The 21,864-nt window shown below is 73.5% G+C and carries 26 protein-coding genes; 12 read left to right on the top strand and 14 right to left on the bottom strand.

The genetic code is table 11. The annotated features are described in order from the left end of the window. Positions 1-427: 427 nt before the first annotated feature. On the top strand, positions 428-1,279 hold the full coding sequence (locus ABZ312_RS07435; protein WP_500324778.1) for a formate/nitrite transporter family protein: 852 nt from the start codon (positions 428-430) through the stop codon (positions 1,277-1,279). 54 nt (positions 1,280-1,333) lie between these two features. On the opposite strand, the gene ABZ312_RS07440 is transcribed toward ABZ312_RS07435, so the two are convergent. Then, positions 1,334-2,260, bottom strand: a complete 927-nt coding sequence (locus tag ABZ312_RS07440) for a pirin family protein (protein ID WP_500324776.1) — start codon at positions 2,258-2,260, stop codon at positions 1,334-1,336. A 125-nt stretch (positions 2,261-2,385) separates the two neighbouring features. Between ABZ312_RS07440 and ABZ312_RS07445 the strand changes: the two genes are divergently transcribed. After that, positions 2,386-2,874, top strand: a complete 489-nt coding sequence (locus ABZ312_RS07445; protein ID WP_500324774.1) for a carboxymuconolactone decarboxylase family protein — start codon at positions 2,386-2,388, stop codon at positions 2,872-2,874. A 94-nt stretch (positions 2,875-2,968) separates the two neighbouring features. Here the strand turns inward: ABZ312_RS07445 and ABZ312_RS07450 are convergent, their stop codons facing one another. Further along, a complete protein-coding gene (locus ABZ312_RS07450; RefSeq protein WP_500436753.1) occupies positions 2,969-3,991 on the bottom strand; it encodes an aldo/keto reductase in 1,023 nt (340 codons plus the stop codon). Between the two features lie 175 nt (positions 3,992-4,166). Between ABZ312_RS07450 and ABZ312_RS07455 the strand changes: the two genes are divergently transcribed. From ABZ312_RS07455 to ABZ312_RS07470, 4 genes are all read left to right on the top strand, one after another. Further along, positions 4,167-4,793 (top strand): TetR/AcrR family transcriptional regulator, encoded by a 627-nt coding sequence (locus tag ABZ312_RS07455; protein ID WP_500324770.1) that lies wholly within the window; start codon positions 4,167-4,169, stop codon positions 4,791-4,793. Between the two features lie 120 nt (positions 4,794-4,913). Beyond that, positions 4,914-5,123 (top strand): DUF2180 family protein, encoded by a 210-nt coding sequence (locus tag ABZ312_RS07460; protein ID WP_500436755.1) that lies wholly within the window; start codon positions 4,914-4,916, stop codon positions 5,121-5,123. 72 nt (positions 5,124-5,195) lie between these two features. Next, positions 5,196-5,633 carry a Fur family transcriptional regulator gene (locus tag ABZ312_RS07465; protein ID WP_500436757.1) on the top strand — a complete coding sequence of 146 codons (438 nt, stop codon included), beginning with the start codon at positions 5,196-5,198 and terminating at the stop codon, positions 5,631-5,633. 150 nt (positions 5,634-5,783) lie between these two features. Beyond that, the gene (locus ABZ312_RS07470; RefSeq protein WP_500324765.1) at positions 5,784-6,293 is read left to right on the top strand and encodes a Dps family protein; all 510 of its coding nucleotides are present in this window, start codon (positions 5,784-5,786) and stop codon (positions 6,291-6,293) included. Between the two features lie 60 nt (positions 6,294-6,353). Here the strand turns inward: ABZ312_RS07470 and ABZ312_RS07475 are convergent, their stop codons facing one another. Beyond that, positions 6,354-7,112 (bottom strand): DeoR/GlpR family DNA-binding transcription regulator, encoded by a 759-nt coding sequence (locus ABZ312_RS07475; RefSeq protein ID WP_500356621.1) that lies wholly within the window; start codon positions 7,110-7,112, stop codon positions 6,354-6,356. Between the two features lie 99 nt (positions 7,113-7,211). On the opposite strand from ABZ312_RS07475, the gene ABZ312_RS07480 reads away from it, so the two are divergent. Then, entirely contained in the window at positions 7,212-8,372 is a 1,161-nt protein-coding gene (locus ABZ312_RS07480) for an MFS transporter (protein WP_500436836.1), read from the top strand. Continuing rightward, positions 8,369-9,130: an alpha/beta hydrolase gene (locus tag ABZ312_RS07485; RefSeq protein ID WP_500324762.1), complete on the top strand. Its 762-nt coding sequence runs from the start codon at positions 8,369-8,371 to the stop codon at positions 9,128-9,130. The genes ABZ312_RS07480 and ABZ312_RS07485 overlap by 4 nt, the downstream gene beginning before the upstream one ends. A gap of 13 nt (positions 9,131-9,143) precedes the next feature. On the opposite strand, the gene ABZ312_RS07490 is transcribed toward ABZ312_RS07485, so the two are convergent. After that, a complete protein-coding gene (locus ABZ312_RS07490; protein WP_500356623.1) occupies positions 9,144-10,124 on the bottom strand; it encodes a D-cysteine desulfhydrase family protein in 981 nt (326 codons plus the stop codon). Between the two features lie 174 nt (positions 10,125-10,298). On the opposite strand from ABZ312_RS07490, the gene ABZ312_RS07495 reads away from it, so the two are divergent. After that, positions 10,299-10,691 (top strand): SRPBCC family protein, encoded by a 393-nt coding sequence (locus ABZ312_RS07495; protein ID WP_500324758.1) that lies wholly within the window; start codon positions 10,299-10,301, stop codon positions 10,689-10,691. Positions 10,692-10,945: 254 nt separating this feature from the next. Continuing rightward, a complete protein-coding gene (locus ABZ312_RS07500; protein ID WP_500324756.1) occupies positions 10,946-11,785 on the top strand; it encodes a helix-turn-helix transcriptional regulator in 840 nt (279 codons plus the stop codon). On the opposite strand, the gene ABZ312_RS07505 is transcribed toward ABZ312_RS07500, so the two are convergent. From ABZ312_RS07505 to ABZ312_RS07520, 4 genes are all read right to left on the bottom strand, one after another. Then, positions 11,775-12,371, bottom strand: coding sequence for a chloramphenicol phosphotransferase CPT family protein (locus ABZ312_RS07505; RefSeq protein WP_500436759.1), 597 nt, complete (start codon positions 12,369-12,371; stop codon positions 11,775-11,777). The genes ABZ312_RS07500 and ABZ312_RS07505 overlap by 11 nt on opposite strands. Positions 12,372-12,421: 50 nt before the next feature. Beyond that, positions 12,422-12,565 (bottom strand): hypothetical protein, encoded by a 144-nt coding sequence (locus tag ABZ312_RS07510; protein ID WP_500324752.1) that lies wholly within the window; start codon positions 12,563-12,565, stop codon positions 12,422-12,424. Positions 12,566-12,783: 218 nt separating this feature from the next. Continuing rightward, complete coding sequence (locus tag ABZ312_RS07515) at positions 12,784-13,053, bottom strand: hypothetical protein (protein WP_500356626.1); 270 nt, start codon at positions 13,051-13,053, stop codon at positions 12,784-12,786. Positions 13,054-13,201: 148 nt separating this feature from the next. Further along, a complete protein-coding gene (locus tag ABZ312_RS07520) occupies positions 13,202-13,816 on the bottom strand; it encodes a TetR/AcrR family transcriptional regulator (protein ID WP_500356628.1) in 615 nt (204 codons plus the stop codon). 127 nt (positions 13,817-13,943) lie between these two features. Between ABZ312_RS07520 and ABZ312_RS07525 the strand changes: the two genes are divergently transcribed. After that, a complete protein-coding gene (locus tag ABZ312_RS07525; protein ID WP_500436761.1) occupies positions 13,944-14,504 on the top strand; it encodes an ester cyclase in 561 nt (186 codons plus the stop codon). Between the two features lie 15 nt (positions 14,505-14,519). Here the strand turns inward: ABZ312_RS07525 and ABZ312_RS07530 are convergent, their stop codons facing one another. After that, a complete protein-coding gene (locus ABZ312_RS07530) occupies positions 14,520-15,089 on the bottom strand; it encodes a TetR/AcrR family transcriptional regulator (protein ID WP_500324745.1) in 570 nt (189 codons plus the stop codon). A gap of 5 nt (positions 15,090-15,094) precedes the next feature. Next, positions 15,095-16,501 (bottom strand): amidase, encoded by a 1,407-nt coding sequence (locus tag ABZ312_RS07535; protein WP_500436763.1) that lies wholly within the window; start codon positions 16,499-16,501, stop codon positions 15,095-15,097. 55 nt (positions 16,502-16,556) lie between these two features. Between ABZ312_RS07535 and ABZ312_RS07540 the strand changes: the two genes are divergently transcribed. Beyond that, positions 16,557-17,351: an SDR family NAD(P)-dependent oxidoreductase gene (locus tag ABZ312_RS07540; RefSeq protein ID WP_500436765.1), complete on the top strand. Its 795-nt coding sequence runs from the start codon at positions 16,557-16,559 to the stop codon at positions 17,349-17,351. A 46-nt stretch (positions 17,352-17,397) separates the two neighbouring features. Here ABZ312_RS07540 and ABZ312_RS07545 read toward each other — a convergent pair whose 3' ends face one another. The 4 genes from ABZ312_RS07545 to ABZ312_RS07560 all read right to left on the bottom strand — a co-directional run bounded on the left by ABZ312_RS07545 (position 17,398) and on the right by ABZ312_RS07560 (position 21,863). Further along, positions 17,398-18,375, bottom strand: coding sequence for an ABC transporter permease (locus ABZ312_RS07545; RefSeq protein WP_500356632.1), 978 nt, complete (start codon positions 18,373-18,375; stop codon positions 17,398-17,400). Between the two features lie 174 nt (positions 18,376-18,549). Continuing rightward, a complete protein-coding gene (locus ABZ312_RS07550) occupies positions 18,550-19,494 on the bottom strand; it encodes a MerR family transcriptional regulator (protein ID WP_500436767.1) in 945 nt (314 codons plus the stop codon). Between the two features lie 33 nt (positions 19,495-19,527). Beyond that, entirely contained in the window at positions 19,528-21,177 is a 1,650-nt protein-coding gene (locus tag ABZ312_RS07555) for an FAD-dependent oxidoreductase (RefSeq protein ID WP_500324735.1), read from the bottom strand. Further along, positions 21,174-21,863: a DUF5987 family protein gene (locus ABZ312_RS07560; protein ID WP_500436769.1), complete on the bottom strand. Its 690-nt coding sequence runs from the start codon at positions 21,861-21,863 to the stop codon at positions 21,174-21,176. Before ABZ312_RS07560 ends, ABZ312_RS07555 begins: the two co-directional genes overlap by 4 nt. Position 21,864 lies beyond the last annotated feature (1 nt).

Below are 21,864 nucleotides of genomic sequence, written 5' to 3' on the forward strand. Positions count from 1 at the left end.
CTCCCGACCGCACGGGCATCCTCTCGGCGGCCATTATACGGACGATCGTCCGTCGCCGGCGCGGCCTTGGTGGCACCCGGCCACGGCCGCCACGACAGGAAAGGCCCGCATTCCGCCGGCGATGACACCCGGGCGATGATTTCCGGTGCCACGCATCAGGCAGAGCAAGGTCGGACCACATTCGGAAACCCCCGCCGCGGCGAACCGGTGATCGGCTTCTTCCTGCGGCTCCACCCGCCACGCAGCGCGACTTTACCCATGGCCGAATTTCCGTTGACCCGGCCTTGCATTACGGATTGCACGCCGATGACATAGCGCGTCATTTCCCTTGTGACGTGCAACTCCTTTTCCTTCACGACGCCTCGACGGACCTAGCATCGGGAAAACCAGGACGGACATTCCGGTACATCAGTGAAGAGGTGACACCATGCCGATCCCCGTGTCCCAGACCCTCGACGAGCAGGGGCGGACGGCCGCCGAGAAGGTCGCCGGCCTCCGCAGCCCGGGCCGCTACCTGGTCAGCTCCCTGCTGGCCGGGGCGTTCGTCGGGGTCGCGGCGGTGCTGCTGCTCACGGTCACCGGACCACTGGCGGCCGCGGGGTCGCCGTCCACGAAACTCGTCCAGGGCCTGCTGTTCGGCGTGGCGCTCACCCTGGTGGTCTTCGCCGGTGCCGAACTCACCACCGGCAACATGATGACGACGGTCCAGGGCGTCGTCGTCCGCAGCATCAGCGGCGCCAACGCGATGGCCCTGGTCGTCGGTTCGTTCGTGGGCAACCTCATCGGGTCCGCCCTGTTCGCGCTGCTGGTGCACGGCAGCGGGGTCATCACCGCGGGCGCCGCTCCCGGGCACACAGCGCCGGCCCTCGCCCTGCTCTCCACCCTGCTCAAGACGAAGGCGGCGGAGTCCGGCGGGGCGCTGTTCTTCCGCGGTGTGCTCTGCAACTTCCTGGTCTGCCTGGGCGTCTGGATGGCCGCGCGGACCCGTTCGGACGGCGCCAAGATCGCGCTGATCTTCTGGGCCCTGCTGGCGTTCGTCGGCTCCGGCTTCGAGCACGTCGTGGCCAACATGACGTACTACTCGCTCGGGATGCTGGAGCACGTGCCGGACGCCACGGCCGCCGCCTTCGCGCGCAACCTGCTGCTGGTGGGCCTCGGCAACCTCCTCGGCGGCGGACTGCTGGTGGGCGCGGCGTACGCGTTCGTGGGCCGCGGCAGGCCGGGGCGGCCCGCCGGCGGGCCCGCCCCGGTCGAGGCTCCGGAGTCGGTCCAGGTCTGAGCGACGCCGACCGGTCGGCGGCGGACCCGGGTGGCCGCCGCCGGACCGCGCCGGTCAGTGCGTGTTCCCCCGCGACTTCAGGGGCACCCGCGGCAGTTCGGGCGCGGGCAGCGCGTCGCCGTCGTAGCCCTTGACCTCACCGAACCGGGTACCCGTCATCCAGTCGGAGCGGGCCTGTTCGATGTCCTCCTGCGTGCGGCCGATGAAGTTCCACCACATGATGATCCGCTCGCCGAGGGGAGGCCCCCCGAGCAGCACCGCCCGGGCGGGCGCGTCGGCGTGGTTGGTCAGGGTCAGGGTGTCGCCGCCGGGGGCCAGGTAGCCGAGTTCGGCCGGGCTCAGCCGGGTGCCGGCCATCTCCACGTCGCCGGCGTCGACGAGCAGGCCGTGCTCGTAGGCCGGATCGATCGCCAGGGTGACGGTCGCACCGGGATCGAGCGCGAGTTCGGCGCCGAGCAGCGGGGTGAAGGTCGGCACCGGCGAGGTGTCGCCGGCCAGGGACCCCAGGAACACCCGTGCCACACCGCCGGCGAGCGCCACGGGCTCCGGGACGTGGTGCTGGAAGGCGGGGGCGGTGTCACGGTGCCGCTCGGGGAGCACGACCCACAGCTGGACGCCGTGCAGGACCGTGGTGCGCTCGGTGGAGACCTCCGAGTGGCTGATGCCGTGGCCGCCGGTCATGAGGTTGAGTTCGCCGGGCCGTACGTAGGCGTGCGTCCCGAGGCTGTCGCGGTGCTCGATCTCGCCGCTGAAGAGCCAGCTCACGGTCTGCAGCCCGGTGTGCGGGTGGGGCGCGACGTCCATGCCTCCGGTGTCGGAGACGTCGTCCGGCCCGTAGTGGTCGGCGAAGCACCAGGCGCCGATGAGCGAGCGGTTCCGCTGCGGAAGGGTGCGCCGCACCGTCATCGCGCGGGGCCCGCCGAGCGGGACGTCACGGGCGGACAGGATCTCCACGGTGCCCTCGGGCTGGGTCCCGCTCATGTCGCGCTTCTCACACAACGACTGCTTCGAATTTCAACAATCATGGAGTTGATGATACGGCGATGCCCCCGACGGACGACGGCGCATCCCACAGCGGCCGGAGACGGCCCGGCGAAGGAGTACTGGTGAGCGACACCACGGCGGTTCGGCCGAGCAGGCGGATCTTCATCGACAAGCAGAGCCCTCGGGCCTACAAGGCGATGCTGGCGGCCGCCGAGACCGTACGCGCGGTGGCCACCGAGGCCGGGCTAGAACACGACCTCGTGGAGCTGGTGAACATCCGCGTGTCGCAGCTGAACGGCTGCGCCTTCTGCCTCGACCGGCACACCCGGACCGCCCTCAGCGCGGGCGAGACCCCGCAGCGGCTGACCGTGCTGCCGGCCTGGCGCGACACCGAGCTGTTCACCGCACGCGAGCGCGCCGCGCTCGCGGTGGCCGAGGTGACCACGGACCCCACCGACGCCGCCGCCCAGGAAGAGGCCTACCAGGCCGCGCGCGAGGTGTTCGGCGACGACGAGCTCTCGGCCCTGATCTGGGTGGCGATCACCATCAACTCCTTCAACCGGGTCTCCATCCTGAGCAAGCACCCGGTCCGCCCCGGCCCGCGCCGGTGAGCCACGACCGTGACCGAAGGGGCGCGGCCCGCCGTTCGTGACGGCCGGGCCGCGCCCTTCCCGTCACGGCGGGGTCCCGTCCGTCACGGCGGGGTCAGCCGTCCAGGTCCCGCTGGGCTCCCGGGCCGGAGTGCACGCGCTCGATGTACTCCGGGGCGAGCCGGCTGACCTCGTCGAGCGCGGCGAGGTCGTCCTCGGTGAGCGTGAGCCCGGCCGCGGCGAGGTTGCCCTGCAGCTGGTCCATGCGGCTCGCGCCGACCAGCACGCTGCTCACCCCGGGCTGCTGCATCACCCAGGCCAAGGCCACCTGCGCGACCGTCGCGCCGTGCCGCCCGGCGATCTCGTCGAGGCGGTCGACCACGTCGTGTCCGCGTGCCTCGTCGACCGGCGGGTTCGAGCCCTTGCCCCAGCGCGTCGACCGGTCGTGCTCCGCTCCCCGGCGGAACTTGCCGCTCAGGAAACCGCCCGCGAGGGGGCTGTAGACCAGCAGGCCGAGCCCCTGGTCACGCACGGCGGGGAGGATCTCCCGCTCGATGTCCCGGCCGACGAGGGAGTAGTAGGCCTGCAGGGAGGCGAAGCGCTCCAGGTCGTGCAGGGCCGAGACGCCCAGCGCCTTCATCAGCTGCCACGCCGCGAGGTTGGAGGCGCCGATGTAGCGCACCTTGCCCTGGCGGACCGCGTCGTCGAGCGTGCGGAGGGTCTCCTCCAGCGGCGTCAGCGGGTCGAAGCTGTGGATCTGGTAGAGGTCGATCCGGTCCGTGCCCAGCCGCCGCAGGCTGTCCTCCAGCTGGCGCATGACGTGCAGGCGCGACAGGCCCATGTCGTTGGGGCCGGCGCCCATCCGGCCGTAGACCTTGGTGGCGAGGACGACATCGTCGCGCCGTCCGCCGAGTATCCGGCCGAGAACCTCCTCCGACTCCCCGTCGGAGTAGATGTTCGCGGTGTCGATCAGGTTCACGCCGGCGTCGAGCGCGGCGTCCAGCATCTTGCCGGACTCGATGTCGCCGAGGCCCCCGAGCACCTTCCAGAAGTCGTGGTCGCCTCCGCCGAAGGACATGGTGCCCAGGCCGAGCCGGGACACCAGGAGGCCGGTGTTGCCAAGTCGCGTGTAGCGCATGTCGTCGTCTGCCTTGCCTTTGCGTGTCACTGCCTCGCGGACCGGACAGCGGTGCACCGTTCACGGGGCACATCGGACAGTATGCACGACATAGTGTCGGACACAGTGTCCGAGACAGTACGGTGACCTAGGGGACGGAGAGAATGGGCGTCCGGTCAACCAGGGAGCAGCACACATGGCATCGATCACCCGCCCGACCCGCCAGACCAGGCGCCGCGCGGACTCCGAGGCGGCGGTCCTCGCCGCCACCGAGCGGCTCCTCCAGGCCGGCGCCACCTTCACCGAGCTCGGCGTCCAGCGGATCGCCGCGGAGGCGGGCGTGGCCCGGTCGACCTTCTACCTGTGCTTCCGGGACAAGACCGACCTGCTCATCCGGCTGACCGCCCACATGAAGGAGGAGCTGTTCCGGATCGGCGGCGACTGGCGCCCGACCGGGCCGGACGGCGGCCCCGACGGCCTGGCGGCGATCTACGCGGAGCAGCTGCGCTACTACCGCGAGCGCGGGCCCCTGCTCGCCGCCATCGCCGAAGTGGCGGCCTACGACGCCGAGATGCGCGAGGCCAGGGCGCGGGAGATCGACCGGTTCACCCGGCACATGACCCGGCTGATCGAGGAGGAGCAGGAGGCCGGCCGCCTCCACCGGGGGGTGGACGCGACGGCCGCGGCGCAGGTGCTGGCCTGGGGCGGTGAGCAGGTCATCGCACGTCAGGTGGCGATCGGCGACCCGGCCCGGGACGAGGCCGTGGCCCGCGACCTGGCCGGGTCGCAGTGGTACGGCACCTACCGCCGCCCGGAGGTCTGAGTCCTTCCGCACGGCGGAACACGTACGGCCCGAGATTTGACTCGGTCAATTCTCGCCTTTACGTTCGAGGGGCGTGCGACGAGAGCCGCGCCCCTCCCCCACCCCACGGAGCGAACTCGCGTGAAGTGCTACGACTGCGCCCAGGAAGCGCGCCACAACAGCGAAGGCATCGGCGTCTGCACCCGTTGCGGCCTGTTCACCTGCGCGGACCACTCCCGCGTCGTCCGCCTCCCCGTCCACCAGCCCCGCGGGCTCGGCCGGGCGACCAGCCGCCTGCCCGCGCGCCGCGTCGTCTGCACCACCTGCCACACGGCCGAGACCGCCGAGTGAGCACGGCCACGGCGGCACGTGCACTAAAATTGACTGTGTCCAATCTCGTGCGCGAAGGAGCGTGACGCCGCCATGGAGCAGTCAGTGGGCGACCTGCTCAAGAGCAAGGGGCTGCGCAGTACGGCACAGCGCCGCACCCTCCTCAGCGCCCTGCAGGGCCACCCCCACTCCACCGCCTCCGAGCTCGAGGCGAGGATCGGCGTCGGCTCCCCGGGCGCTGGCGGACTGTCCAAGCAGGGCCTCTACAACGTGCTCGACGACCTCACCAGGGTGCAGTTGATCCGCTGCATCGAGCCCGCCGGTTCCGCCGCGCGCTACGAGCTGCGCGTCGGCGACAACCACCACCACCTGGTCTGCCGCAACTGCGGACGGGTCGAGGACGTCGACTGCACGGTCGGCGCGGCCCCCTGCCTGGACCCCGTGGAGGACAAGGGCTTCGTCATCGACGAGGCCGAGATCACCTGGTGGGGCCTGTGCGCCGACTGCCAGAAGGCCGCCACCGGCATCTAGATTTGACCGGGTCCAATCTAGGCGTAGTGTGGGAACCGCACCAGGACGAAGATCGCCACCGGCCCCATCGCACCCCTCCCACCTCGCCGGCCGGACGCGGACCTCGCGGCACGCACCGCACACCGCCCGCCCATGGGAACGGAGTCCATCGTGACCACGACCCTGCACGCCTCCCCCACCAACCGGCGCCGCGCTTTCGACGCCGCCCCGTTCACCGCCTCCGCACCGCTGGCCGCCACCCTCCAGGACGTCCTCGTCGACCTGCTGGAAGTGCACGCACAGACCAAGCAGGCGCACTGGAACCTCGTCGGCCGCGGCTTCCGCAGCCTGCACCTGGAACTGGACGAGATCGCCGCGACCGCCCGTGAAGCGGCGGACGAGATCGCCGAGCGGATGCGCGCCGTCGGCGCCGCCCCCGACGGCCGAAGCGACACCGTGGCACGGACCACGACGCTCCCCGAGTTCCCCGCGGGTCGCATCGAGGACATCCGCGCCGCGACCCTCGTCCTCGGCCGCCTCAACACCGTCGGATGCGTGTTGCGCGCGGCGTCCAGCGCCACGGGCGCCGAGGACCCGGCCACCGGGGACCTGGTCAACACCACGCTGCAGTCCGTCGAGAAGCACGCCTGGATGCTGCGCGACCGCCTCGCCCACGTCTGACCAACCGTCACATTCCGTGCGGACAGAACACCTTGACGACGTCGGACGACGGACGCGTGGTCAGACCTGCCGGACCATGACACCCGCCGCGGTCAGTGCGCCGACCGCGTCCTGCGGCGCGGAGTCGTCCGTGACGACGGCGTGCAACGCAGTGGCCGGGGCGACGAAGGCGAGGGCGGTACGGGAGAGCTTGGCCCCCTCCGTCACCGCGATGACGCGGCGGGCGGAGCCGATGGCGGCCCGCTTCACGGCGGCGTCGTCCAGGTCGTAGGCCGTGAGGCCGTTGGCGGCGTTGAGACCGCAGCAGCCGATCACCGCGGTGTCGAAGCGCAGCGCGGCCAGCGACGCCTCGGTCAGCGGGCCGGTGAGCGCCAGTTCGCCGGGCCGCGGCCGGCCGCCCGGGACGAGCAGGGTCAGGGACGGGGCGCCGGTCAGGGCGTTCACCGAGTGCAGCGACAGGGGCATCACCGTCAGCCGGCGCCCTTCGAGCGCCCGGGCCACCTCCAGGCAGGTCGTACCGCTGTCCAGGACGACAGCCTCGCCGTCGGAGATCAGCCCGGCGACCTCGGCCGCGATGCGCCGCTTGCCCTCCTGCCCCTCCTGGGACCGGAGCCCGAAGGGCGGTTCCTCACCGCGCAGCAGCAGGCTCCGCGCGCCGCCCCGGTAGCGCTCCAGGACACCCTGGGCGGCCAGCACCTCCAGGTCGCGACGGACGGTCATCTCCGAGGCGCCGGTGAGGACGGCCAGTTCGGCGACGCCGACGCGCCCCGCCTCCTGCACGGCCTCGGTGATCTGCCTGAGTCGGTCGGTACCAGCCATGACCGCATTGAACAACAGGCATGTTCAAAAGGCAAGGTTTCGAAAGTAATCGATGTTCGCTATGTTCGAAGTGTGAACACAGCACCTCGGGCCGCCCGGATGGCCACCTTCGCCTACTTCGTGCTGAACGGCTTCGTGCTGGGAATGTGGATCGTGCACATCCCGGAGATCGAGCGCCGCACGGGGATCGGCCATGCCACGCTCGGCTGGCTCCTGCTGCTGCTCGGCGCGGGGGCCTTCGCGGGCATGCAGATCGTCGGCCCGCTCACCGACCGCCTCGGTGCCCGTACGGTCGTACCCGTCAGCGCGGCACTGTGCAGCGCCACCGTCGTCCTGCCGGGCCTGGCCGGCGACGCCTGGACCCTGGGCGCCGCCCTCCTGCTGCTCGGCATCGGCAACGGCAGCCTGGACGTCAGCATGAACGCCCACGCCGTCCAGGTCGAGCACGGCTACGGACGGCCCGTCATGTCGGCCTTCCACGCCACCTTCTCCATCGGCGGCGTCCTGGCCGCGCTCGCGGGCGCGCGCACGCTCAGCAGCGGCTGGAGCCCGGCATGGACGCTCGGGGTCGTCGCGGCGCTGGGCGTCGTCGTCGCGGTCGCGGCGGCACCCGCCCTGCTGCGGCCCGTAACCCACGCCCCTGGTACGGAATATGCGAAGGCTCCGGTCCGCCGGCGGACGCCACGGCGCATCTGGGCACTCGCCGTACTCGCGTTGATGATCATGATGTGCGAAGGGGTGGCCAACGACTGGAGCACGCTCCACCTGAGCACCGTGCTGGACGCGCCGGCCGCCACCGCCGCGCTCGCCTACGGGGCCTTCTCCACCGCCATGACGGCCGGCCGGTTCGTCGTGGACCGCGTGGCCACGCGGCTCGGCCCCCTGGCCGTCCTGCGGGGCGGCGCCACGGTGGCCGCGGCCGGGCTCCTCACGGCGGCCCTCTCACCCTGGGTGCCCCTGGCGGTGGCCGGCTGGGCCGTGTTCGGCGCCGGACTGTCCGGCTGCGTGCCCCAGTTGTTCAGCGCGGCGGGCCACGCCGACCCCGCCGCCGCGGGCGCCAACGTCTCCCGCGTCGCCGGGCTCGGCTACCTCGGCATGCTCGCCGGGCCGGCGGTCATCGGGCCGCTGACCCATCTGATGCCGCTCAACATCACCTTCCTGCTGCCCGTGGCATGCTGTGCCGTCGCGGCCGCGGCGGCCGGCATCCTGCGGCCGCCCGCGCGTACCGCACCGGCGCACCAGGAGGTCTCGGCGGCATGACCGGCACCGAACGCACCGGCGGGAACCCCGCCACGATCGAGTCGTTCACCGTGGACTGCGACGGGGAGACCCTCAGTTGCACGGCGGCGCGCCCGGTCACGGACGACCGGGGAGCGGCCGGGGCGCTGACGGCCGTCGTCCTGCACGGCGCGGGAACCAGCGACAGGCAGCGGCTCACCGGCCTGCTCGGCGACGTCGCCGCCCGGGGTCACCACGCGCTCGCCTTCGACTTCTCGGGGCACGGCGACAGCACCGGCCTGCTCGCGGACTCCAGCCTGAGGCGGCGGTTCCTCCAGGCCCGGGCCGTCATCGACGGACATGTCCCGGCCCGGCACCGCCTGGCCGTGATCGGCTTCAGCATGAGCGGGCAGACCGTCGCCGACCTGGCGCGGCACTACGGCGCACGGGTGGCGTCCGTCGGCCTGTGCGCTCCTGCCGTGTACGCGGCCGACGCGTGGACCGTGCCCTTCGGGGCGGGCTTCACCGAGATCATCCGGAGCCCGGAGAGCTGGCGGAACTCGCCCGCCCTCGACGTCTTCCGCTCCCTGTCCTGCCGGGCGGTCCTGGCGACCCCGGCCGCCGACACGGTGATCCCGCCCGCCGTCACCGAGGCCGTCGCCACCGCGCTCGGGGGCTCCCGCGCGCGCTTCACCCGGCTCACCTACCCGGACGCGGAGCACCGGCTCGCCCTGTGGTTCACCGGCAACCCGGAACCGCGCGGTCGCTTCGTCGACGCCGTCCTGCGCGACGCGGCGTGAACCTCCCGGCCCGTCAGCCCCGTTCGTACGGCCGCAGCGCGGCGACCGAGCGGCGCACGGCCTCGGCGTGCCCGAACAGCCCGGGCAGGCCGCCGGTGTGCAGGAAGACGGTGCGCCGCCCGCGGCGGATGTCGCCGTCGCGCACCGCCGCGGCCAGACCGGCCATGGCGCGGCCGGTGTAGGTGGGGTCCAGGGCGATGCCCTCGGTGGCCGCCGCCGTACGCATCGCCTCCAGGACCGGTTCGTGGAGCGTCGCGTAGCCGGCGCCGACCTGGTCGGTGCGGATGCGCAGCGACTCCGGGGCGACGGCACGGTGGGCGACCTCCCCCACCAGGTCCGCCACGATGGCGGCGGGTCCGGTCACGGCGCCGCAGTGGACGCCCAGGACCCGTTCCTCACCCAGTGCGGCGACGAGACCGGCCATGGTGCCGCCGGAGCCGAGTGCGACCACCACGTGGGCGACGTCCGGCAGTTGGGCGTGGAGCTCCTCACCGGCCTCGACGTACCCGCGGGCACCGGTCGGGCTGGATCCGCCGAAGGGGATGAGGTGGGGCAGTGCGCCCTCGCGGCGCAGTTGCCCGCACACCTCCTCGGCGACGCCCGCGAGGTCGGCGGGCTCGGCGTCGCCGGCCCAGACGACCCTGGCGCCGAAGAGGCCGTCGAGCACGAGGTTGCCGGTGCCGGACCCGGCTTCGGGTTCCTTGCCGGGGAAGACGAGGACGACGTCGAGCCCGAGGCGCGCGCCGGCCGCGGCGGTGAGGCGGGCGTGGTTGCTCTGCGCCGCGCCGACCGTCACCAGGGTGTCCGCGCCCGCGTCGAGCGCCTCGCCGACCGTCCACTCCAGCTTGCGGACCTTGTTGCCGCCGCCGCCCAGCCCGGTGAGGTCGTCCCGCTTGATCCACAGGTCGTCCGCGCCCAGGCCGAGGGTGGCGGCCAGGCGCGGCATGGGCTCGACGGGGGTGGGCCAGGTGGACAGCGTGATCTTGCCGGGCATCGGCTGCGCTCCAGGGTCAGACGACGGTGGTGACCGGCGTTCCGGACGCCGGTGGAGTCCATTGTGGGCGCTGCCGGGCGGCCCGCCGCTCCGGAAGGGCGGAAGGGGGCCCGGTGGCTGCCTCGTCGCGGCGAAGGGACACTTGAAGTCTCCCCCTGAGGAGGTGGGATCGCCGTGAGCGAGTTCGAGCGCTCCATGAACATGACGGCCTCCGCGGACCGCGTCTTCGACCGGGCGGAGGACCTCGGCCGCATCGAGTCCTGGCTCCCCGACGAGCTGCACGTCCACGCCGCCGAACCGCCCGCCGTCACCGTGCACGACGACGACACCGGACGGGACGCGGCCGCGCTCTTCCGGGCCGACCGCGCGCACAAACGGCTGGAGTGGGGTACCAGCGAGGACGACCGCTACGCGGGCTGGCTGCAGGTGGACCGGACCGACGAGCGGACCAGCGAGGTGACCATCCACCTGTCGTTCTCCGACGAGAGCATCGCGCCGCCGGAGGACGTCGTGGACCAGGCCTTGGACGACAGCCTGCACCGTCTGTCGCGCATGGTCACCGCCTGAGTCCGGCGGCGCGTCCGGGCGCCGGGGCCAACTGTCGGCGCCGGCCGCACCGCCGGGGCGAGAGGACGGCTCCCGGGATGACGCACGTCCCAGCGGACCCGGACTCCGTTCCCTCGTACATCCCAACGTAAATCTCAGTTTGGACTGAGTCAAATGTCGGCGGTCGCCCCGGGCCGGCCCCGTACCACCGTCGCCGGACCTCCTGGGACTGCGGGTACCAGGCAGCCACGCGGCCCGCGCAGCACACTGGGGGCATGGCGGCGACGGAATTCGGCAGAGCGGTGCGGCGGTGGCGGGAGCGGGTGGCCCCCGAGGCCGCCGGGCTGCCGGTCGGCGGGCACCGGCGTGCCCCGGGACTGCGCCGGGAGGAACTGGCCCAGCTGGCGGGGATCTCCGTCGACTACGTCACCCGGCTCGAACAGGGCCGGGCCTCCCATCCGTCGGCGCAGGTCGTGGAAGCCCTGGCCAGGGCGCTGCGGCTGTCCCCGGACGAGCGCGGGCACCTGTTCCAGCTGGCCGGTCTGGCGCCCCCGGGACCGGACACCGTCCCCGCCTACATCACGCCCAGCGTCCAGCGTCTGCTCGACCGGCTGACCGGCACCCCGGTCGCCGTCTACGACGCGTCCTGGACGCTGCTGGTGGCCAATCCCCCGTACGCGGCGCTCATGGGCGATCCGTCCGGGTGGCGCGGCAACCAGCGCAACGGGGTCTGGAACCACTTCGTCGGCGGGGGCGAGCGGATCCGGCGCACCCCGGAGTACCTGGCCGCCTTCGAGTCGGCGCTCGTCGCCGACCTCCGCGCGGCCGCCGACCGCTACCCGGCCGACCCGCAGGTGCGCCGGCTCGTCTCCGACCTCCGCGCGAACAGCGACCGCTTCGCCGAGCTGTGGGACGCCGGCGCGGTCGGCCGCCACGAGGCGGCCCGCAAGACGTTCGACCACCCGCGCGTGGGCCCGCTGACCCTCGACTGCGACGTGCTCACCGTGACGGGCAGCGACCTGCGCATCATGGTCTACACCGCAGAACCCGGCACCGAGGACGCCGACCGCCTGGCGCTGCTCACCGTGCTCGGCACCCAGGAACTCACCGGGTGACGGCCGCCAGTCGCTCGAACGCGGTCGGGAACGGCCTGCGGGGCAGGAAGTCACGGATGCGGCGGGCACACTCCGCCGCGGAGGCCTCGGTCGTGTCGCACTCGACGTCGTAGAGGCCGTGGGCGTGGACGAGTCCGGACTGACGGGCCGCCAGGCCTTCGGGGCGGTCCCCGCGATCGCGTTCGCGCCGCCGGAGTTCCCCGGGCGAGCAGTGCACCCCCACCAGGACGACGTCCCTCGGGGGGAACAGCCCGAGGCAGTCCCGCAGGCGCCAGGGCTCGCTGAGGACGTGGTCGACCACCACGTTGTTGCCCCCGGCGGCCATGCCGGCGACCGCGCGGTGGAATCCCCGCCAGGTGCGCCGCAGTACGCCCGGCAATTCCTCCGGGCCGACCTCGCGACGGGACCGCATGGCGTGGAACGCGTCCACCGGCATGTGGAAGTAGGTCCCGTCCAGGGTGAGCAGCAGTTCCCTGGCGATGCTCGACTTCCCCGAACTGGACGTCCCGTTGAGGAAGACGATGAGGCCGCCTGGCCCGGCATCGGGGGTTGCGTCGGTATCGGTGGTTGCGCCGGCTTCGGGCAACGTGCCTCCTCCGCCGCCGGACCGCCGGGGGGCCGTGGTGGGCGGTCGCCCTACGGCGCGTGCGTGCCGGGCGCGTTGGGGCCTGCCGACGGCTGGGTGGGGGGAGGACTCACGATCCGGTCCTCCACTGCGGACAGGACGAGCATCAGCCCGAGCAGGAACACCGGCAGCCCGAGCACCAATGCGGCGATCATCGCAGATCCTCCGCGTGCGGCGGGGACGTTCGCCGACTGCGGGCGAGGGCGTCGGACGGGTGGCGGGGGTCGTGGACACGGTGGGACACGGGCGACATGGGCACCTCCACTGTGGCGTCGGATGCCCGCCTTCCCCGCTTCGGGCGTTGTATGGGGGCGCCCGGGAAGCCGGCGCTCCCGCGTCCCGGTTCCGGTCCCGGGCGCCGCGCCCCGTCGGGTCAGTAGCGGAAGGCGTCGGGGCCGTCGAGCCGCCCGAACCGCCGCGGGTGCGGGATCTGCTCCGGCCGCTGGGCCCACCGGGCACGGCGGCGCCGGGCGCCTCCGTGCTCGCCCCAGTAGAGGACCGCGACGACACCGGCCGTCGCGCACAGCAACGCGCCGACGACGACGCTGTAGACCGTGCCCGCCGAGAGCACCCCGACCACGGTGCCCAGCACGACTCCCAGCATTCCCGCACCGAAAACGAGCCTGCGAATCTTCAAATCCATGAAGAATCACTCCCTTTCGCCAGAACGCATTCCCCGGTGAACGCCCGTCAATCCACGGATCGCCTTAACGAGTGACACCCGGACCGGGTTTGTGACACATCATCACGCGATTTCCCCCGCATTCCTCCACGCTCGGGAAGCCGCGGTTTCACACGAGGGCGTCCATCGCCGTGCGGTACAGGACCTCCTCGGCCCGGTCCCACGACCAGCCGTTCTCCACCACGAGCGTGCGCCAGCCGGTCGGGCCGAACCAGAACCAGAGCAGGTCGGCGGTCTCCTCCGGCGAGTAGCGCGGGGCGGGTGCGCTCACCGCCAGGAAATGCCGGGCGACCGCGCGCAGCGCCTCCCGGTAGTCCGCCGTCGCCCTTTCCCACAGCGCCTCGCCGTTCTCGTGCACGGGCAACGCCTTCTGAATCGCCTCGTGCGCCTTGAACTGGCTCTCGTTGCCCGCCCGGGTGCCGCCGGCGAGCGCCCGGAGGACGCCCTCGGGCGTCCGTACGGCCAGGATGCGCGCGACGGCCCCCTCGTAACCGGACCCCACGACGGCCTTGTCGACGATCCGGTCCAGGACCTCCGATTTGCTGCCGACGCTCGCGAAGACCGTCTTCGACGCGACCCCGGCCGCCGCCGCGATGTCCGCGACGGTCACCCGCCCGTAGCCGCGTTCGGCGAAGAGCTGCTCCGCCTGTTCGAGGATCACCGCACGCGTCCGCGCCGCGGCCTGTTCACGGAGCGGGGAGACGTATGCGCGCTTGGTGACCATGCCGTCATCCTACTATCAGTGCCGCTTTGACCTATCCAATCGGTCCTCTATAACCTCAATATCGGATGCGCGGCTCGCGCATCCGGTGAGACCGGCCCGCAGGACGGGCGGGCGAAAGGTGGGAACGATGGCGATGGACGCCAAGGACCTGGCCGAAGGGCTCTTCCGGATCCTGGAGACGGGCGACGCGGCGCTGGCCGCCGAGGTCGTGGGCGCCGACAACCACAACCGGGAGGCGGCCGTCTCGCCCGCGGCCTGTTCGACACCCGGCCCGGCGGGAACGTTGGCCTCTGGCGCGTGGCTCCGCTCGGCCTTCAGCGACCTGCGCTTCCCCGTGCTGGGCATCGCGCGCAACGACGATCAGGTCTGGATCCGGCTGCGCATGCAGGGACGGCACACCGGTCCGTTCGTGCGCTTCCGGGACGGCGTCCTCGACCAGGCGATCCCTCCCACGGGGCGCGAGGTCGACTTCGAGCAGGTGCACCTGCTCGACCTCCGCGACGGCAAGGTCGTCCGGCACGAGGCGCTGCGTGACGACGTCACGATGCTGGGCCAGCTCGGCGTCTTCCCCCCGTCGCCGGCCGTGGCGATGCGCATGGTCGCCTGGAAGGTCTCCGGACGCGCCAAGCGGGCCGCGGACGAGGTCACGAAGCTCGCCGCCGAGGCGGCCGGGCAGGCGCGCGCGTAGTCCGGCGGGCCCGGGTCAGCGGGCGCCCGAGGCGCCCCGTGCCAGCAGGAGCAGCGCGTCGACCAGGCTCTCGGCCGAGCTGCCGGTGGCCAGGCGGCGCAGCTGCATCCCGAACACCAGGGCCACGACCGTCGAGGCGGCCTCCTCGGCGTCCGGCACGCCGAGGGCGGTCAGCACGGACGCGGCGAGCCGGTCGTAGGCGGCGAAGCACTCCGCCGCGGCGTCCCGCAGCGCGGGGTCGCGGCCGGCCTGGACGTACAGCTCGAAGGGCGCGAGGTGGGTGCTGTCGAAGCCCGTCCCCTCGGCGACCTGCCCCACCAGCGCGGCGGCACCCTTGAGGTCGATGCCCTCCTCCTGCCCCCGGGCGGCCAGTTCGGTGAAGCGGCCGGTCTCCTCCTCCACGAAGTGCAGCAGGCTCTCCCGCAGCAGGTCGTGCTGCGTGGCGAAGTGGTAGGTCACCGAGCCGAGGGACACCCCGGCCTCCTGGGCGATGCGCCGGTTGGTGACCGCGGCGACACCGTCCTGACCGATGATCCGCAGGACGGCACTGATGATGTTCTGGCGGGTGCCGGCGGGGTTGGGCATGCCTGTCATTGTGTCACCGCGGCGGGGGCGCGCTGCTCGTACCAGCGCTGATCGCTCTCCAGCTGTGCGGCGAGCGAGATCAGCAGGGGCTCGCTGTGGGCCGGCCCGAGGAGCTGGGCGCCCACCGGCAGGCCGTCGCCGAAGCCCGCCGGGACGCTGATGCCGGGCCAGCCGAGCACGTTCCAGGGCCAGGCGTACGGGCAGGCCGCGATCACCGCCTGGTCGGTGCGCCGCCCGGACAGCTCGGTCATGGCGCCCACGGCCGGGGGCGGGGTGGCGGTGGCGGGGGTGAGGAGCACGTCGAAGCGGGAGAAGATCTCGCCGATCCGGCGGTGCTGGCCGCCCTCCGCGCGGCGGGCGCGGCGCAGGGCGGCCCCGGCGAGCAAGCGCCCGTTCCGGGAGGCGGTCAGGGTGCGGGGGTCGAGGAGCGTGCGGTCCGGGACGCGGTCGCTCCACTGGCTGATGCCGGCGAACGCGCGGGGCAGGAAGCTCAGTCCGATCAGGCCGTAGCGCGGCTCGGCCTCCTCCACCTCGTGGCCCAGCCGGGCGAAGGCGTCGGCCAGGTCCCCGAGCGCGCGGCGCACGGACGGGTGGAGCGGGGCACGGGCGGCGACGAACGGGGGCCGCCAGGACACTGCGATCCGCAGCCGGCCCGGTTCGCGTCCGGCCGCCTCGACGGCGGCGATGCCCGGGGGCCGGTGGAGGTCGCCCGGGTGCTGTCCGGCGGCTGCATCCAGCAGCAGCGCCGCGTCGCCAACGGTGCGGGCGAGCGGGCCGTTGACGGTCAGGCCGTGGAAGGACTCGGCGTCGGGCCAGGTGGAGACCCGGCCACGCTGCGGCTTGATGCCCACCAGACGCGTCCACGCCGCGGGGATGCGGACCGAACCCGCCCCGTCCGAGCCCAGCGCCGCGGCCACCACCCCGGCGGCCACCGCTGCCGCGGCGCCGCCGGAGGAACCCCCGGGAGTGTGCCCCAGGTCCCACGGGTTGCGGGTGGCACCGAAGGCGGGGCCCTCGGTGAACGGCCACTGCCCCAGCTCACAGGTGTTGGTCTTGCCGACGACGATCGCGCCGGCCGCGCGCAGCCGCCGTACCGCCTCGCCGTCCTCGGACTTGGCCGGGAAGGCCCCGGCGCAACCGAACGCGGTCGGTTCGCCCGCCAGGTCCGTGTCGTCCTTGATCGCGACGGGGACGCCCAGCAGCGGCAGCCGCTCGCCGCGCTCCAGCCGCCGGTCGGCCTCCTCGGCCTCCGCCAGGGCGGCCTCGGCACGCACGCGGCGGAAGGCGTTGACGGTCGGCTGGGTGGCGTCGATGCGGCCGAGCGTCACGCGCACCAGCTCCGCCGCGGTGACATCGCCTTCACGCAACGCCCGGGCCTGCGCCGCAAGCCCCTCGGTACGGGCAGTGGACACGGCCGCCCCCTCTCCCTATTGTTCGTTCGAACGAACGAGACGGGAGGTTAGACGGATGCGCATCGCCGGTGCAACTGTTCTGCTCACCGGTGCCACGGGTGGGCTCGGCCAGGACATGGCGCGCGAACTCGCCGCCAGGGGCGCGCGGTTGACCCTCAGCGGGCGCCGCGCCGACGTCCTCGAACCCTTGGCCAAGAGCCTGGACGCGAGGGCCGTCCCCGCCGACCTCGCGGATCGCGCCGACGTGGAGCGGCTGGCCGCCGAGTGCGCCGGCGTCGACGTCCTCGTGGCCAACGCCGCCCTGCCGAGCAGCGGCGAGCTGCTGGACTACTCCCCCGACCAGCTCGACCGCGCCCTGATGGTGAACCTGCGGGCACCGGTCCTGCTCGCGCGGCTGCTGGCGCCGGCCATGGTCGGGTCCGGGCGGGGCCACATCGTCCTCATCGGCTCACTGTCCGGCAAGGCCGCCTCGCGGTCCACCTCCCTGTACAGCGCGACCAAGTTCGGCCTCCGCGGCTTCGCCCACGGCTTCCGCGAGGACCTGCACGGGACCGGTGTCGGGGTGTCCTTGGTCCAGCCCGGATTCGTCCGGGACGCGGGCATGTTCGCCGACACGGGCGCCAAGGCGCCCGCCGGGGCGCGTACCGTGACGCCCCGACAGGTCACGGCGGGGGTCGTCCGGGCCGTCGAACGCAACCTCGGCGAGGTGAACGTGGCCCCGCCCGAGCTGCGCCTGCTCAGCGCCGTCGCCGGGCAGTTCCCGGTCTTCGCCGCCCGCGTCCAGCGGCTCAGCGGATCCGCCGAGCGTGCGACGCGGGACATCGTGACCGCGCAGCGGCACCGCCGCTGAGCGGCCGCCGTACGGGTGTGACGCCGTCCGGTACGACCGTACGGGGTCACATGTGCGGGTACCGGCGCCGCCGCCAGGTCCACGCCACCGCGGCGGCCGCCGCCGCCCAGCCGAAGAGCACCAGGTACGGGAAGGCGTACTGGTTCTCGGCGAAGTAGATCGCGTTGTGCTGGGCGTTGACCGAGGCCCCGGGCGGCAGCCAGCGGCCGACGGCCCCCAGCGGCTCGGGCAGGAGCAGCCAGGACACCGCCCCGCCCGAGGACGGGTTGCCGAGCAGCACCATGAGCAACCAGGTCGGCAGGATGGCCCACTTGCCGAACAGCATGTAGAACGCCGTGAACACCAGCCCCGAGGTCACCATCGTGAGGGTCAGGATCGCCCAGGACTGGAGGAAGGGCAGCCGCAGCACGTGCAGCCCCCAGTCCACCACCGCGACGATGGACAGGCTTCCGAGCGCGGAGTACGCGACGATCGTCAGGAAGCGCTCCAGCGGTCTGAGCTCCGACGCGTGCACGGTCAGCTGCACCGCGCCCAGGAAGCCCACGATGACCGCGGCGAGCGTGATGTAGAAGATCGCGAGCCCCTGCGGGTCGCCGGGCTGCAGCGGTCTGAGGTCGCCGAGGGTCAGCCGCACCCCTGCCTGCGCGGCCGCCACCGGGGCCGCCGCCGCCAGCACACGCGCCACCGAGGCCCCCGCGGCCGGCACCAGGTCGAACGAGACGGCGCCGCCCCCGGCCCTGGTCTGCGCCACGGCGAACACATGCTGCCGGTCAACGGCGTCGACGGCGGCCGCCCGCGTGGCGAAGCGGCGCTGCAGCAGTTCGGTGCTCAGACCCGAGTCCATGCCCGCCACGAACTTCTGCAGCTGGGGGGAGTCGTCCACGACGCCGATCGGGATGTGATGCGGTGTCGGATGTGCCATGGCGAAGCTGTACGAACCGGCGAACAGCCCCGCCCCCACCGCCAGGAGCAGGACGATGACCACGGCCGGCCGGAAACGTGACAGCCCGGAGGGGGCAGTCATCGGCTTACCCTCATCGCACCCTCCGAAAGGCCGAGCTCCGTCCCCGGCGGCCTCGCGGCACGGCCGGCGGTGCGGGGCGAACCCGCCGCCCAAGTTACTGCCGGTGATCCGCCCCCGCTACCTGACGGGACCTGGGTCCGGCGCACCGGCGTGAGGGCCCGGCGAGCCGTCCGGTCACGCTGCGGCGGCCTCCAGGGCGCGGACGGCCCAGTCGAGGGCGGGCCCGCGGCTCTCCAGGACGGGCCAGCCGTTGACCGCCGCGAGCAGCCGGGCGTACCGCTCCCGGCGTGGGTCGGACGCGGTCCGCAGACGGGTCAGCAGTCGTCGCCGGAGCTCGGCGCCGTCCGCGGCGCCGAGGAGGTCCGCGTACTCCGCGGCGACGGCCGCGACGACCGTACGCGCCCGGTCGGAGGCGGGGTCGACGCCGGCGGCCACGGCGGGGCCCACCCGCTCGCCGACCGACGCGACGACGTCGCGGCGCGGCGACGTGGTCCCGGCCCGGGCACGGTCGGCCGCGTGCTCCCCGGCCATCCGGCGCATCGTGGCCCGGAAGCCGGGGTCCCGTGACAGTTCGGCGAGCTCCACCCACGCCTGGACCTGGTCCGGCTCGGGGTCCTCGGGCAGCTCCGGGGTGAGGGAGCGGCGCAGGCCCGCGAGCGTGGGGGCGTCCGCGAGGTCACCGGGTCCGCCGAGGACGGCGTCGAGGAAGTCGTCGATGAGCCGTCCGCGTTCCACCGCGGACAGCCCGGCCAGTTCGTGCATGAGCTCGGTCTCCTCCGGGGTGGACCCGCGCCGGGCCACGGCCGTCAGCACCGCGCGCCGCAGCCGCAAGGTGCGGATCTGCGCCTCCAGGGCCGCGGCATGGGCCGCCGCGACCTCGGGCAGGGACAGCTCCCGGTCCACGACCCGCCGGATCGTGGCCAGGTCGAGTCCCAGCTCGCGCAGGGTCCGCACGAGTTCCAGCCGGGCTGGGGCCTCGTCGCCGTAGCGGCGGTAGCCGGCCGGACTACGGCCGGCCGGCGTCACGATCCCCCGGTCGGAGTAGGAGCGGATGGTCTTGACCGTCAGCCCGGTGCGCCGGGCCAGGTCGCCGATCGAGTAGCGCGCGTCGCCGTTCACACCTCCACTCTTCCGTCTCCCCCCGGGGGAGACTCAAGCCCCCGCGCGGGCCGCGACGGCACGGGCCGCCGCCGCGATGTCGCCCCCGCGGGTCGCGCCGGTGAGCGGATCGCTCGGTGCGTAGCGCACGGCGACGCCGTACTGGGCGCAGCGGGCGGCGATGGCGGGGCAGGCACGCTCCGCGAGGGCCGCGATGGTCAGGGAGGGATTGACGGTGAGGGAGGTGGGGACGGCCGCACCGTCCGTCACGAAGAGGCCGGGGTGGGTGCGCAGCTCGTTGAGCTCGGTCAGCGCGGAGATCGCGGCGGAGTCGCCGAGCCGGCAGGAGGCGAGGGGATGGGCGGTCACCGTGCCCGCCACGTCCTCGCTCCACGGGCGGACGGTGGCGAGGCCGTCCCGTTCCAGTACCGCCCGTGCGTGGGTGTCGGCCTCGGACCAGCCGCGCCGCGTGCCGGCCGTCGGTGCGAACCGCATGGTGCCCAGGCCCAGCCCGTTGGCCAGGCGGGTGAAACTGCCGGTGAGGGGCGGCACGCCGAAGCTGCCCTCGGCCTCGTCCTCGGTCATGGCGAGCACGGTGAGCCAGGAGCGCCAGCGGGCCCGCATCTGCTTCTTGGCGACGCCCGACCAACGCCCCCCGGCGGTCTGGGCGAGGGAGTTGGTCACGGTCGGGAAGTAGATCTGCTGGAGGGTGAAGCGGGAGAACTCCGGCGCCCGGGCGTCGAGTCGGTCGAAGGACGCCGCGGTGATCGGCATCCCGATGTGCAGCGCCTCGTACGCCACCGTCGCGCTGCGCGCCAGCCCGAGCAGGGAGCGGACCTTGCCCTCGTCCATCTCCGCGACGCTGACCCGGTCGCCGTTGCCGGAGAAGTAGCCGCCGACGGCCGGCGGGACTCCCCCCAGGGCGAGCGCCGAACGCTGCAGCAGGACCGGTGTGCCGACCGCGCCCGCGGCCAGCACCAGGACCTTGGTGTGGACGGTGCCCGCGCCGGTGGGGCAGGTGTAGTCCGCCGGGTCCACGGTGGTGTAGTCGACGGCGTAGCGGTATCCGGGCACCGTGGACGGGCGGATCAGCTGCACCTCGTGCAGGGGGCGGATCTCGGCCCCGTGGGCCTCCGCGGCGGGCAGGTAGTTGAGCAGCATGGAGCGCTTGGCGCCGAATCGGCAGCCCGAGAGCATCCAGTTGCAGTCGGTGCAGCGGGCCCGGTCGACGGCGACGGGCACCGGGTTACAGGTGTGCCCGGCGCGGTCGCAGGCGGCGGCCAGCACGCCGCCCGCGTACGAGACGTCGGGCCAGTCGAGCTTCGTCACGGGCAGGGCCTGCTCGACCTGCTCGTACCAGGGGTCGAGGGCGGCGCGGGTGAGGGAGGCGGGCCACAGCCGCCGTCCCGAGGCGTCGCGCCGGTCGAAGACGAAGGACGGCGCGCGCAGCGACGCGGCGAAGTAGACGACGCTGCCGCCGCCCACGCAGTTGCCCGCGACGACCGAGATGCCGTCTCCCTTGATCACGTCGACGATGCGGGGGTACGCGCCCAGGTCGAGGTCGTGGGTGAAGTCCTCGGTGGCCAGGCGCGGTCCGCGTTCGAGGACGGTGACCCGGGCTCCCGCGGCGGCGAGGTGGTAGGCGGGTATCGCACCGCCGAAGCCGCTGCCGATGACGAGGACATCGGTGGTCTGGGGGCTCATGCGGGGCTCCCGGAGGGGGTGGTGGCGGGGTGCGGCTCGGCGAGGGCCGTGCCGTAGGAGTGGGACGGGTAGCGCCACAGGCCGTCGGCGTCGGGCGGGGGGAAGCCGGTCCAGACCAGACCGGGGTGGCCTTCGGCGAGGGCCTGCGCGGTGTGGCGGTGGGCGGCGGTGTCGAAGGCCAGACCGACGAGGAAGGCGAGCAGTTGCCAGATCGGGCGGTCGAGGTCGTCGGCCCGGAAGAGCCCGGTGACCAGGGTGGTGCGGTGGTCGAAGGAGAGGCCGACGAAAGGCGGGCGGTCGAGCGGGAGCAGGATGAGCCGGCTGATCGCGTAGGCGGTGGCGCGGGCGTCCAGCAGCGCCGCGATGCCCGGCAGGAGCGGGTTCAGCGGGAGGTCGGGCGAGGCGAGCAGGGTGATGACGCCGGCCTGTACGGCGCCCGGGCCGGGGGCGGCACCGGCGATGGCGCGGTCGGAGGGGGAACGTCGCTCCCCCGGCACGAGGGTGTCGGCGAAGGCTTCCAGGGTGGAGACCGGCCAGGAGCCGAGCGCGGCGGGAGCGGCGGGAGCGGCCGCGGCGGGAGCGGCCGCGGCGGGAGCCGCCGCCGTGCCCAGCGCGGGCAGGGCGGCGACGGCGGCGGCCAGACCGCGCAGCACGGCGCGCCGGTCGATGCCGGGGAGCGGCTCCATC

The organism is Streptomyces sp. NPDC006207 (assembly GCF_040613835.1).
Classification (GTDB): domain Bacteria; phylum Actinomycetota; class Actinomycetes; order Streptomycetales; family Streptomycetaceae; genus Actinacidiphila.